The 12747-nt window shown below is 68.7% G+C and carries 11 protein-coding genes; 3 read left to right on the forward strand and 8 right to left on the reverse strand.

Annotated features, from left to right (window positions below):
• Window positions 1-22: 22 nt before the first annotated feature.
• Together OQ789_RS15505 and OQ789_RS15510 are read left to right on the forward strand one after the other, a co-directional pair.
• On the forward strand, window positions 23-1519 hold the full coding sequence (locus OQ789_RS15505) for an NAD(P)/FAD-dependent oxidoreductase (protein WP_324686847.1): 1497 nt from the start codon (window positions 23-25) through the stop codon (window positions 1517-1519).
• A 16-nt stretch (window positions 1520-1535) separates the two neighbouring features.
• Window positions 1536-2108, forward strand: a complete 573-nt coding sequence (locus OQ789_RS15510; protein WP_324686849.1) for a pyridoxamine 5'-phosphate oxidase family protein — start codon at window positions 1536-1538, stop codon at window positions 2106-2108.
• Here OQ789_RS15510 and metK read toward each other — a convergent pair.
• From metK to mihF, 5 genes are all read right to left on the reverse strand, one after another.
• Window positions 2092-3303 (reverse strand): methionine adenosyltransferase, encoded by a 1212-nt coding sequence (gene metK / locus OQ789_RS15515; protein ID WP_324686850.1) that lies wholly within the window; start codon window positions 3301-3303, stop codon window positions 2092-2094. The genes OQ789_RS15510 and metK overlap by 17 nt on opposite strands.
• A 97-nt stretch (window positions 3304-3400) precedes the next feature.
• Window positions 3401-4654 (reverse strand): bifunctional phosphopantothenoylcysteine decarboxylase/phosphopantothenate--cysteine ligase CoaBC, encoded by a 1254-nt coding sequence (gene coaBC / locus OQ789_RS15520; RefSeq protein WP_324686851.1) that lies wholly within the window; start codon window positions 4652-4654, stop codon window positions 3401-3403.
• A gap of 21 nt (window positions 4655-4675) precedes the next feature.
• The gene (gene rpoZ / locus OQ789_RS15525) at window positions 4676-5002 is read right to left on the reverse strand and encodes a DNA-directed RNA polymerase subunit omega (protein WP_324686852.1); all 327 of its coding nucleotides are present in this window, start codon (window positions 5000-5002) and stop codon (window positions 4676-4678) included.
• 76 nt (window positions 5003-5078) lie between these two features.
• Window positions 5079-5738, reverse strand: a complete 660-nt coding sequence (gene gmk / locus OQ789_RS15530) for a guanylate kinase (protein WP_420716124.1) — start codon at window positions 5736-5738, stop codon at window positions 5079-5081.
• Window positions 5739-5826: 88 nt separating this feature from the next.
• Complete coding sequence (gene mihF / locus OQ789_RS15535; RefSeq protein ID WP_007171927.1) at window positions 5827-6141, reverse strand: integration host factor, actinobacterial type; 315 nt, start codon at window positions 6139-6141, stop codon at window positions 5827-5829.
• A 783-nt stretch (window positions 6142-6924) separates the two neighbouring features.
• Here mihF and OQ789_RS15540 point away from each other — a divergent pair.
• Window positions 6925-7347, forward strand: coding sequence for a TOBE domain-containing protein (locus tag OQ789_RS15540; RefSeq protein WP_324686856.1), 423 nt, complete (start codon window positions 6925-6927; stop codon window positions 7345-7347).
• 63 nt (window positions 7348-7410) lie between these two features.
• Here the strand turns inward: OQ789_RS15540 and pyrF are convergent, their stop codons facing one another.
• From pyrF to carA, 3 genes are read right to left on the reverse strand one after another with little or no spacing between them, the layout of a single operon-like run.
• A complete protein-coding gene (gene pyrF / locus OQ789_RS15545) occupies window positions 7411-8235 on the reverse strand; it encodes an orotidine-5'-phosphate decarboxylase (RefSeq protein WP_324686857.1) in 825 nt (274 codons plus the stop codon).
• Window positions 8232-11606, reverse strand: coding sequence for a carbamoyl-phosphate synthase large subunit (carB, locus tag OQ789_RS15550; RefSeq protein WP_324686858.1), 3375 nt, complete (start codon window positions 11604-11606; stop codon window positions 8232-8234). Before carB ends, pyrF begins: the two co-directional genes overlap by 4 nt.
• Entirely contained in the window at window positions 11606-12727 is a 1122-nt protein-coding gene (carA, locus tag OQ789_RS15555) for a glutamine-hydrolyzing carbamoyl-phosphate synthase small subunit (RefSeq protein ID WP_324686859.1), read from the reverse strand. Before carA ends, carB begins: the two co-directional genes overlap by 1 nt.
• Window positions 12728-12747: the final 20 nt, after the last annotated feature.

Below are 12747 nucleotides of genomic sequence, written 5' to 3' on the forward strand. Positions count from 1 at the left end.
GCGGCACCCTAGACAGGCAACGATGGTCACGCACGACGACGAAACCCCCGACTATCACACGCTGATCATCGGCGCCGGATTCTCCGGCATCGGCGCGGCCATCAACCTCGATCGGGCCGGGCTGGCGGACTATCTGGTGATCGAGGCGGGCGACGGGGTCGGTGGCACCTGGCACTGGAATACGTATCCCGGTATCGCCGTGGATATTCCGTCGTTCTCCTACCAGTTCTCCTTCGAGCAGAGCCGGCACTGGTCGCGCACCTACGCGCCGGGCCGGGAGCTCAAGGCCTACGCCGAATGCTGCGCCGACAAGTACGGCATCCGGTCGCGGATCCGCTTCAACACCAAGGTGCAGGCCGCCGAGTTCGACGACGAGTGCGGCCTGTGGCGCGTGCACACCGACCCGGGGGGAACGATCACGGCGCGGTTCCTGATCAGCGCCTGCGGCGTGCTGACGGTGCCCAACCTGCCCGACATCGACGGCGTGGACTCGTTCTCCGGCATCACCATGCACACCGCCCGGTGGGATCACACGCAGGACTTGCGCGGCAAGCGGGTCGCGGTGATCGGCACCGGCGCGTCGGCAGTTCAGGTGATTCCTGAGATCGCACCAATCGTGGCCTCGCTCACCGTATTTCAGCGCACACCGATCTGGTGTTTCCCGAAGTTCGACGTCCCGCTGCCCGCTGCGGCGCGCTGGGCGATGCGCGTCCCCGGCGGCACGTTCGTGCAGCGCCTGCTCAGCCAGGCCTACGTGGAGCTCACGTTCCCCATCTCGGCGCACTACTTCACGGTGATCCCGCTGGCCAAGAGGATGGCGTCATTGGGGAAATCCTATCTGCGCCAACAGGTTCAGGACCCGGCTGTGCGCGAGCAGCTCACGCCGAAGTATGCCGTCGGCTGCAAACGGCCCGGTTTCCACAACGGGTACCTCGCCACGTTCAACCGCGACAACGTGCGACTGGTCACCGAGCCGATCGACAAGATCACGCCCGACACGGTGGCCACCACCGACGGCGAGAACCACGAGATCGACGTGCTGATCCTGGCGACCGGCTTCAAGGTGATGGATACCGACAACGTGCCCACTTTCGCCGTGACCGGAAGCGGTGGCAAGTCGTTGAGCCGGTTCTGGGACGAGCACCGGCTACAGGCCTACGAGGGCGTCACCGTGCCCGGCTTCCCCAACCTGTTCACCGTGTTCGGCCCGTACGGTTACGTCGGCTCTTCGTACTTCGCGCTGATCGAGGCGCAGACCCACCACATCGTGCGCTGCCTCAAGCGGGCCGAGCGCGTCGGCGCATCCCGCGTCGAGGTCAGCGAGGAAGCCAACGACCGCTACTTCGCCGAGATGATGCGCCGCAGGCACCGGCAGATCTTCTGGCAGGACAGCTGCAGGCAGGCCAACAGCTACTACTTCGACAAGAACGGCGACGTTCCGCTGCGGCCGGGCACCACCCCGGAGGTGTACTGGCGCAGCCGCCGGTTCAACCTGGACGACTACCGGTTCACCGGTTAGCGGCTACGCTGCACACGTGGCGAAGGAATTTCCGGGCATCGACGAGTCGCTGCGCGACTTCATTGCCGAGCAGGCCGTGTTCTTCGTCGCCACGGCCCCGTCCGATGGCGGCCGGATCAATCTGTCCCCCAAGGGGTATCGCGATACATTCGCGGTCCTTGACGAGCACACCGTCGCCTATCTGGATCTGTTCGGCAGCGGGGCGGAGACCATCGCTCATCTGCGTGACGACGGCCGCATCACCGTGATGTTCTGCTCGTTCACCCGCAACTCGCGGATCCTGCGCCTGTTCGGCACCGGCCGCGTCGTCCGCCCGGACGACGACGAATTCCCCGAGCTGATATGGCGTTTCGGCGACCAGCATGTGGGAATCCGCACCATCATCGTGGTGGCTGTGGAGCGGATCGCCGACGCCTGCGGATTCGCGGTGCCCTACTACGATCTGGTGGACGAACGGCCGGTGCTCGACGCCGCGCACCGTAAGGCCACCGATGACCAGTACGGCCGGCTGCTCGATCGCAACCAGCGCAGCATCGACGGATTACCCGCGCTGGATCCCGACCACCCGGCCCCTAGATCGCGCGTTTGAGGTCGTCGACCTTGTTCAGCTGCTCCCAGGGCAGTTCGACATCGGTGCGGCCGAAGTGCCCGTACGCGGCGGTCTGCGCGTAGATCGGGCGCAGCAGGTCGAGGTCGCGGATGATCGCGCCGGGCCGCAGGTCGAACACCTCAGGGACGATCTTTTCGATTTTGACCGGGTCGACCGTCGCTGTGCCGAACGTCTCGATGAACAGTCCGACCGGGGCCGCCTTGCCAATGGCGTAGGCCACCTGCACCTCGACTCGCTCCGCGAGCCCGGCCGCGACGATGTTCTTGGCCACCCAACGCATCGCGTAGGCCGCCGACCGGTCCACCTTGGAAGGATCCTTGCCCGAAAACGCGCCACCGCCGTGGCGGGCCCACCCGCCGTAGGTGTCGACGATGATCTTGCGGCCGGTCAGGCCCGCGTCGCCCATCGGGCCACCGAGCACGAACTTGCCGGTCGGGTTGACCAGCACCCGCGTCGACGAGGAGTCCAGGGTGTCGTGCGCGAGCTCGTCGAGCACCGTGTCCAGCACGTGCCGGCGGATGTCGGGGTCCAGCGTCTTGTCCAGGTCGATGCCGTCGGCGTGCTGGGTGGAGACCACCACGGTGTCCAGCCGGACCGGAACGTCGTCCTCGTAGGCGATGGTGACCTGCGTCTTGCCGTCCGGGCGCAGGTAGGGCAGGGTCCCGTTCTTGCGGACCTCGGTCAGCTTGCGGGACAGCCGGTGGGCCAACGCGATCGGCAGCGGCATCAACTCCGGGGTGTCGTTGATCGCGTAGCCGAACATCAGACCCTGATCGCCGGCGCCCTGGGCGTCCAGCGGGTCCGCGGCACCCTCCACCCGCGCCTCATGGGCGGTGTCCACCCCCTGAGCGATGTCGGGCGACTGTGCGCCGATCCCGATGTTCACCCCGCACGACGCCCCGTCGAAGCCCTTGTCCGACGAGTCGTACCCGATGTCGAGGATGCGCGCACGCACGGTGTTGGTGATGTCGGCGAACGCCTCTTTGGCCGTCGTCGTCACCTCGCCGACCACGTGCACCTGCCCGGTGGTGACCAGCGTCTCGACCGCCACACGTGAGCCGGGGTCCTGCGCCAGCAAGGCGTCGAGGACCGAGTCGCTGATCGCGTCACAGATCTTGTCGGGATGCCCCTCCGTCACCGACTCACTGGTAAACAGGCGACCCTTTTCGCTCACAATGCCAATCCTTCCGAATAGTTAGTTAGCCGAATTATATCGGTCCGCATCGGACGAGCCGGCACCTGACCGGACGCCACAGGAAAGCCGAACCGTATTACCCGCCGCCGTGCAGGAAGGCGGCGATCGCATCCACGATACGACTGGCCATCAACGTCTTGGAGCCGTGCTGCAGCGCCGACTCGGTGCCGTCGGCCGCCAGCAGCCAGCCGTCGTTGTTGTCCACCTCGAAAGCCCTGCCGTCGCCCACCGCATTGACCACCAGCAGATCACAACCCTTGTTGCGTAGCTTCGCCCGGGCGTGAAACAGCACGTCACCGTTGGCGTCGCCGGTCTCGGCGGCGAATCCGACGATGGCACGCATATTGGGCAGCTCGCCGTTGGCGCGGGCACGCACCGCGCCGGCCAGCACGTCGTCGTTGCGGACCAGTTCGATCGTGGGCGGGCCCTCGACACCCTTTTTGATCTTGGCGGCCGCAACCCGGGCCGGCCGGAAGTCGGCGACCGCGGCGGCCATCACCAGCACGTCCACCTCGGCCGCGTGCTTGGCGACGGCGTCGCCCAGTTGCTCGGCCGAACTGACGTGGACCACCTCCACGCCGGCCGGGTCGATCAGCCCGGCGGTATGCCCCGCGATCAGCGTGACCTCCGCGCCGCGCTGGGCGGCCACCCGCGCCACCGCGTAGCCCTGCTTGCCGCTGCTGCGGTTGCCGATGAAGCGCACCGGGTCGACCGGTTCGCGAGTGCCGCCGGCCGTCACCAGCACTTTGCAGCCGGCCAGGTCGTAAGGCAGCGCATCCTGGCGTTCCAGCAGCAGATGAGCCAGGGTGGTGATCTCCTCGGCTTCGGGGAGCCGGCCGGCCCCGCTGTCCGTTCCGGTGAGCCGCCCGGCGGCGGGTTCGAGCACGATGGCTCCCCGGCGGCGCAGGGTGGCCACGTTGTCCACGGTGGCCGGGTGTAACCACATCTCGGTGTGCATTGCCGGGGCGAACAGCACCGGACATCGCGCGGTGAGCAGGGTGGCGGTCAGCAGGTCGTCGGCCCGACCGTGCACCGCGCGGGCCAGCAGGTCCGCCGTGGCCGGCGCCACGACCACCAGGTCGGCCTGCTTACCGAGCTGGACGTGCGGAACCTCGGGCACGTCGTCGAAGACGCCGGTGTGCACCGGCTGGCCGGAGAGCGCCTCGAACGTGGCGGCCCCGACGAACCGCAGCGCGGACTCGGTCGGGATGACGCGGACCGAATGACCGGCCTCGGCGAGCTGACGGACGACGGTGCACGCCTTATAGGCGGCGATGCCGCCGGACACGCCGACGATGACTCTTTTCGCCACCCGCTCGCGGTTGTCCACAGCGCGCCCGGCCCGGCCCGGTTACTCGCCCTCGGTGTGCTCGAGCAGATCGCCGTGGATCTCGCGCATCGCGATCGACAGCGGCTTTTCCTGCAGCCCCGGCTCGACCAGCGGACCGACGTATTCGAGGATGCCCTCACCGAGCTGGTTGTAGTAGTCATTGATCTGGCGGGCCCGCTTGGCGGCGTAGATCACCAGGGCGTACTTGCTCGAAACGCGGTCCAGCAGCTCGTCGATGGGTGGGTTGGTGATGCCCAGCGGGGTGTCGTAGGCGCCCGGTGCCCCGGCGGACGGGTCGAACCGGTCGGGGACGGCGGCCAGAGTCGCGTCGGACTGCGGAATACTCACTTAGGTCGATCTCCTGGCGGATTGGAGCGGCTCTGGTTTGCTGCAAAGCCGCTGGAAGGTGTTCGAAAACTCGGTGCTAATCGTGCTGCGATGTGGTGTGGCTCGATGGGTCATGCCGGTCCGGCGCAGTTCCCACCAGCAAGGATACCAATTCGGAGCACGCTGACTCCAATTCGCTGTTCACGACCACCCGGTCGAAGTCGTTTCGGGCCGCCATCTCGATGCGCGCGGTCTCCAGACGTCGCCGCATGTCCTCGGGCGTCTCGGTGCCGCGGCCGATCAGCCTGGCCTCGAGATCCTCCCAGCTGGGCGGGGCCAAAAAGACCGCCAGGGCCTCGGGCATCGCCCGCTTGACGGCCCTGGCCCCGGCCAGGTCGACCTCGATCAGGACGGGGGTTCCGTGCGCGGTGGCGGCCCGGACCGGCTCGGCGAGGGTGCCCGATCGGTGCAGTCCCCCGTGGATCTCGGCCCACTCCAGCAGCTCGCCTTCGTCGATGAGTTGCTGGAAGCGGGCGGCGGTGACGAAGTGGTAGTCGACGCCGTCGACCTCGCCGGGCCGCGGCGCCCGCGTGGTGGCGGAGACGCTGAAATGCAGGTCCGGGACCCGCTCGCGCAGGCACCGGACCACAGTCGACTTGCCCACCGCTGAGGGACCGGACAGCACGACCACACGTCCGTTACCTGATGGTTCGGGACGTGTGCCGTGCCGGATGTCCGGTCCCCCGCCGGTGCTCACCGGCGCTCCCGGGCCGGTGAGCCCACGACTGGGATCGGGTTGCCCGCCGTCTGCTCAGGCCGTTCGGCCTGCATCGTCGGCGGGTGGGTTAGGAGCCGAACTTTTCCAGCAGGGCCTTGCGCTGGCGATCGCCGAGACCGCGCAGCCGGCGGGTGGGTGCGATCTCCAGCTCAGTCATGATTTCCTGCGCCTTGACCTTGCCCACCTTGGGCAACGCCTCGAGAAGCGCGGAAACCTTCATCTTGCCGAGGACTTCGTCGGTCTCGGCGTCCTTGAGCACCTGCGTGAGGTTGGTGCCGCCGCGCTTGAGCCGGTCCTTGAGCTCTGCTCGCGCTCGACGTGCGGCAGCCGCCTTCTCCAACGCGGCCGCGCGCTGCTCGTCGGTCAACTGGGGAAGGGCCACGATTCCTCCGTATCTGATCAATCAATTTCAATCGATCTCATTGTGTCTCGCCGGCACTTCTGCCAGCGCAGACGACCGTACTCAGGCCTTCTGACGAAATCTAACCCGACCCCCTGGTTGCGGGGGCAAAGTCCCAGCATGGACCCGCGTGTGGCCGGCCGAACCGGCGCCTCGACAGGTGTTGACGACGATCGCGTGCGGCGCCGTCCGGGTGTCGGCACCGGCCCCATTTCATTGCTTCTTCAGGGCCTCTAGCTGCAGCTTCAGCCCGTGGCGGCGACGCGGGCGGCGCCGGCCGTGCGGTCGCGGGACGCCCCGCCGGGCGGCCCCGGGGCCCAGTGCGAGGGATCACGGATTTGTCGCGGCGTGTCGCGCGTGTCGCGCGCCGGTCAAAGGCCAGGCCAACGCCGCGTTCATCGCGGCGCACGGGCCCGCGGGCAGGTTCGGGCGCCCGCGTTGACCCGCAGCCCCGCACGGTCGGGCGCCGTCCAGCAACCGATCGAGCCGCCGCGAGGTCCGCTATCGGCGGCGCGCCACCGGTGAACGTGGCGCAACGTCACCAACCACAAAGGGGCCCAGCGTCGTTGACCGCCGGAGCCCGCCGCTGCGGCGGACCCGCAGGGCTGATGACGAGGATGCGTTGTCACCGAGATCCGGGTGAGCGCCGCACGATTCTCCGCAGAAGCGGACCGAAAATTCGTGTGCTTCCGTAGTTGCGGGAGGCAGGTCCCGCGCGGCGTTGTTTCAGCTAGTCGGTGTGATGGAATCCGATACCATCGACGGGTGTCCTACCTGCGAATTCGCCAGGCAGCCGAGTTGCTTGGGGTCAGTGACGACACCGTGCGGCGCTGGATCAACCAGGGCACTTTGGCGGTCAGTCAAGACGCCGCGGGGCGCAAGGTGGTCGCCAGCGAGGACCTGGCGCACTTCTCCCGCACCAATGCGCCCGCCCCGCCGGCGGACCCACTGAGCATCGGCAGCTCGGCGCGGAACCGCTTCGTCGGTCTGGTCACGTCGGTGGTCAGCGACAAGGTGATGACCCAGGTGGAGATGCAGTGCGGTCCGTTCACCGTCGTGTCGCTGATGAGCACCGAGGCCGCCGAGGAATTGCAGCTGCGTCCCGGCAGCGTCGCGGTGGCCGTCGTCAAGGCCACCACCGTCATCGTCGAAACCGCGCGGCCCAGCAACGCGCTGGCGTCGGACTAGGGGCGGTCGCAAGCGCGGCCGCGGCGATCGCAGCGGGTCGCCACCATCCGACTAGGCGCCGGCTCACACCGCCAGGTAGGCGACCGCGTCCAGCATGCGGTCGGCCGCCGCGCGCAGCTCCGTCACGCCGGGCCCGGCCCGCAGCACCTCACGGGCCACCGCCGGCAACAGCTGCCCGGGTTCCGCACCGCCCAGCCCGCCGAGCGCCTCGGGCCGCCCACCCTGTACGCCGAGCCCGGGCACCAGGACGGGACCGCCCAGCGCGCCGAGGTCGGGAGCCTGCAACACCGTCGCGCCGACCACCACGCCGACGTACCCGGGCCCGGACGGGGTCGTCGACCGGTTCACCACCGCCGCCTGGTCGACGACCAGCTGGGCCACCGTGCGGCCGTCGAAGGCGGCACGCTGCACGGTGGCGCCCTCGGGGTTGGAGGTGGCCGCCAGCACGAACACCCCGCGGTCGTGCGCCGCGGCGGCCTCCAGCAGCGGCCGCAGCGAGCCGAAGCCGAGGTACGGGGTCGCCGTCACGGCGTCGGCGGCCAGCGGCGAGTCACCGGCCCAGGCGGCGGCGTAGGCCGCCATCGTGGTGCCGATGTCGCCGCGTTTGGCGTCGGCCAGCACCAGCACCCCGGCCTCGCGCAGCGCCGCGATGGTGCGTTCCAGCACCGCGAATCCCGCGCTGCCGTAGGCCTCGAAGAACGCGACCTGAGGTTTGACGACGGCCAGTCCGGAGAACGCCTCGACGCAGATGTCACTGAACCTGGCCAGCCCCTCGGCGGTGGTGGGCAGGTCCCAGGCCCGCAGCAGCTCCGGGTGGGGGTCGATGCCCACGCACAGCGGCCCGCGTTCGGCTTTCGCGCCCGCCAGCCGGACGCCGAACCCTGTCATCGCCGTGCCTTTTCCGGTCCGCCCTGGCCGATCTGGCTGTGCAGTTCCTGCAGGCTGCGCACGCCGATGTCGCCGCGGATCCCGGCTTCGATCCCCTGCACGGCGGCAGCGGCGCCCTGCACCGTGGTGACACAGGGGATGTTGACCGACACCGCGGCCGAACGGATCTCATATCCGTCGATGCGCGGCCCGGAGTTGCCGTAGGGCGTATTGATCACCAGGTCGACCTCGCCGGCCCTGATCGCGTCGACCGCCGACATCGCGGGGCGGCCGGGCTGCGGATCCTCGAAGTGCTTGCGCACCTCGTCGCAGGGAATTCCGTTGCGGCGCAACATCTCCGCGGTGCCCTCGGTGGCCAGCACGCGGAATCCCAGGTCGGCCAGCCGCTTGACGGGGAACACCAGCGAGCGCTTGTCCCGGTTGGCCACCGACACGAAGATGGTGCCTTCCGCGGGCAGCGATCCGTAGGCGGCGGTCTGGCTCTTGGCGAAGGCGCTGCCGAAGTCGCGGTCGATGCCCATCACCTCGCCGGTGGATTTCATCTCCGGACCCAGCAGCGAGTCGATGGCGGCGCCGTCGACGCGGCGGAAGCGATGGAAGGGCAGCACGGCCTCCTTGACCGCGATGGGGGCGTCCAGCGCGGCATGCGCGCCGTCGCCGGACGCCGACAATATTCCCTCCTCGCGAAGCCGGGAGATGCTGGCGCCCAACATGACCCGGGCACACGCCTTGGCGAGCGGGATCGCGGTGGCCTTCGAGACGAACGGCACCGTGCGACTGGCGCGCGGGTTGGCCTCCAGGACGTAGAGCACGTCGTCCTTGAGCGCATACTGCACGTTGAGCAGGCCCACCACGCCGATGCCGTGGGCGATGGCCTCGGTCGCGCGACGCACCTTCTCGATGTCGCTGCGGCCCAGCGTGACCGGCGGCAGTGCGCACGCCGAGTCACCGGAGTGGATGCCGGCTTCCTCGATGTGTTCCATAATGCCGCCGATGTACACCTCGGTGCCATCGCACAGCGCGTCCACGTCGATCTCCACCGCGTCCTCGAGGAAGCGGTCGACGAGCACCGGGTGCTCGGGTGAGAGCTCGGTGGCGCGGGCGATGTAGTCGCGCAGCGTCTCCTCGTCGTAGACGATCTCCATGCCCCGGCCGCCCAGCACGTACGACGGCCGCACCAGCACCGGGTAGCCGATGTCCTCGGCGATCCGCCGGGCCTGCGCGAAAGTGGTTGCGGTGCCGTACTTCGGCGCCGGCAGGCCGGCCGCGGTGAGCACGTCGCCGAATGCGCCGCGGTCCTCGGCCAGGTCGATCGCCTCGGGCGGGGTTCCGACGATCGGCACCCCCGCATCGGCCAGGCGCTGGGCCAGCCCCAGCGGGGTCTGGCCGCCCAGCTGCACGATCACTCCCGCCACGCCCGGGCCGTCGCCCGCGGACTGTCGCTCGGCGCGAAACACCTCCAGGACGTCCTCGAAGGTCAGCGGCTCGAAATAGAGCCGGTCGGCGGTGTCGTAGTCGGTGGACACCGTCTCCGGGTTGCAGTTGACCATCACGGTCTCAAAACCCGCCTGCGACAACGTCGTTGCCGCGTGCACACAGCTGTAGTCGAATTCGATGCCCTGGCCGATGCGGTTGGGTCCCGACCCCAGGATCAGCACCTTGGGCCTCTCGGTCTGCGGCGCCACCTCGGTCTCGGCCGCGGGATCCAGCTCGTAGCTGCTGTAGTGGTACGGCGTCTTGGCCTCGAACTCCGCCGCGCAGGTGTCGACGGTCTTGTACACCGGGTGCACACCCAGGCGCTCGCGCAGCGAGCGCACACCGTTCTCGCCGGCCAATTCGGGTCGCAGCGCGGCGATCTGGCGATCCGACAGCCCGCTGTGCTTGCCGCGGCGCAACAGGTCGGCATCGAGCACCGGGGCGGCGATCAGCTCGGCACGCAGGTCGATCAGCCCGCCGATCTGCGCGACGAACCACGGGTCCACACCGCTGGCCTCGGCGACCTGGTCCACCGACGCACCCAGCCGCAGCGCCAGTTCGATGTCGTAGAGGCGGCCCTCGGTCGGCGTCTGCAGCCGGCTCAGCACCTCCGCTACGTTTTCTTGCGTCCCCTCCGGGCCGTCGGGCTTGGTCCAGAAACCGGCGCGGGTGGTCTCCAGCGACCGCATCACCTTGCCGAGCGCCTCAATGAAGTTGCGGCCCAGCGACATTGCCTCGCCGACCGATTTCATGGTGGTGGTCAGGGTGGGATCGGCGCCGGGGAACTTCTCGAACGCGAAGCGCGGCGCCTTGACCACCACGTAGTCCAGGGTGGGCTCGAAGCAGGCGGGCGTTTCCTTGGTGATGTCGTTGAGGATCTCGTCGAGCGTGTAGCCGATGGCCAGCTTGGCGGCGATCTTGGCGATGGGGAACCCGGTGGCCTTGGACGCCAGGGCACTCGACCGCGACACCCGGGGGTTCATCTCGATGACGATCAGCCGGCCGTCAGCCGGGTTGATCGCGAACTGGATGTTGCAGCCACCGGTGTCCACCCCGACCTCGCGCAGGATCGCGATGCCCAGGTCGCGCATCCGCTGGTACTCCCGGTCGGTCAGCGTCATCGCAGGCGCGACGGTGACCGAGTCACCGGTGTGCACGCCCATCGGGTCGACGTTCTCGATCGAGCACACCACGACCACGTTATCGTTGCCGTCGCGCATCAGCTCGAGCTCGAATTCCTTCCAGCCGTATATTGACTCCTCGATCAGCACGTTGGCGCTGGGGCTTTCGGCCAGCCCGGCGCCGGCCATCCGGTCGACCTCCTCGACGGATCGCGCCATCCCCGAGCCCAGCCCGCCCATGGTGAAGCTGGGCCGTACCACGACCGGCAGGCCGAGCTCGTCGACCGTCTCGCGGACCTCGTCCATGGTGAAACACACTCGGCTGCGGGCGGATTCACCGCCCACCTTGGCGACGATGTCCTTGAACATCTGCCGGTCTTCGCCGCGCTGGATGGCATCGAAGTCGGCGCCGATGAGCTCGACGCCGTGACGATGCAGCGCCCCGTTCTCGTACAGCGCGACCGCGGTGTTCAGCGCGGTCTGGCCACCCAGCGTGGCCAGCAGCGCGTCGATCTTGTTGCCCCGCTCGGCTTGCTGTGCGATCACCTTCTCGACGAAGGCGGCGGTGATCGGCTCGACGTACGTGTGGTCGGCGTACTCCGGGTCGGTCATGATGGTGGCCGGGTTGGAGTTCACCAGGCTGACCTGCAGCCCCTCCGCGCGCAGCACCCGGCAGGCCTGGGTTCCCGAATAGTCGAACTCGCAGGCCTGCCCGATGACGATCGGCCCCGAGCCGATCACCAGCACGTGGTTGAGGTCGGTGCGACGTGGCACTAGCGGCCCTCCCCTGCCATGAGATCGATGAATTGGTCGAACAGGTACTCCGCGTCGTGCGGGCCCGCCGCGGCCTCCGGATGGTACTGGACCGAAAAGGCCTGCCCCGAAGCGAGTTTGACGCCTTCGACCACTCCGTCGTTGGCGCAGGTGTGGCTCACCACCGCCCGGCCGAACGGCGTGTCGAAGGATTGGCCCGCCTCCCCCTCGAGCGCGAAGCCGTGGTTTTGGGCGGTGACGGCCACTCGCCCGGTCGCGTGGTCGATCACCGGGATGTTGATGCCGCGGTGGCCGAACACCATCTTGTAGGTGGACAGGCCGAGCGCCCGCCCCAAAATCTGGTTGCCGAAACAGATGCCGAACAAGGGGATTCCGGCGCCCAGCACCTCGCGCGTGACCGCGACGATGTGATCGGCGGTGGCGGGGTCGCCGGGCCCGTTGGACAAGAAGACGCCATCGGGCTCGAGGTCGGCGATCTGCCGGTACGTCGCCGACGACGCCAGCACATGGGTGCGCACGCCGCGGCGGGAGAAGTTGCGTGGGGTGTTGGTCTTGATCCCCAGGTCCAGAGCGGCCACCGTAAACCGCGGTGTGCCATCGGGTTCCACGATGTAGGTGTCCGGCGTGCTGACCTCGCCCGCCAGGTCGGCCCCCAGCATCGACGGCTGGCCGCGCACCCGTCGCAGCAGCTCGTCCGCGCCGGCGAGCGCGTCACCGGAGAACACCCCCGCCTTCATCGAGCCGCGGGCGCGCAGATGCCGCACCACCGCGCGGGTGTCGATGCCGGCAATGCCGACGATGTGCTGGCGGACCAGTTCGTCCTCCAAAGTTCCGGTGGCCCGCCAATTGGACGGGCGCGGCGACGGATCGCGCACCGCGTACCCGGCCACCCAGATCTTGTCGCCGCGGCTCTCGGCGTCCTCGCCGTTCCAGCCGGTGTTGCCGATCTGCGGCGCAGTGGCCACCACGATCTGCCGGTGATAACTCGGGTCGGTCAACGTCTCCTGGTAACCGGACATGCCGGTGGAGAACACGGCCTCGCCCAACGTCTGGCCCACCTTGCCGAACGGCGTGCCGGTGAAGACGCGCCCGTCCTCGAGTACCAACTGCGCCTTGCTCACGAGCGCCTCTCCTCCTCGGT

The sequence above is a fragment of the Mycobacterium sp. 94-17 genome, assembly GCF_035617725.1.
GTDB lineage: Bacteria > Actinomycetota > Actinomycetes > Mycobacteriales > Mycobacteriaceae > Mycobacterium.

What these genes read in the sequence shown, in the direction of transcription:
- OQ789_RS15505 (WP_324686847.1), top strand. Translation starts at nt 23, where the DNA reads ATGGTCACGCACGACGACGAAACCCCCGACTATCACACGCTGATCATC.
- pyrF (WP_324686857.1), bottom strand. Translation starts at nt 8,235, where the DNA reads ATGACAGGGTTCGGCGTCCGGCTGGCGGGCGCGAAAGCCGAACGCGGG.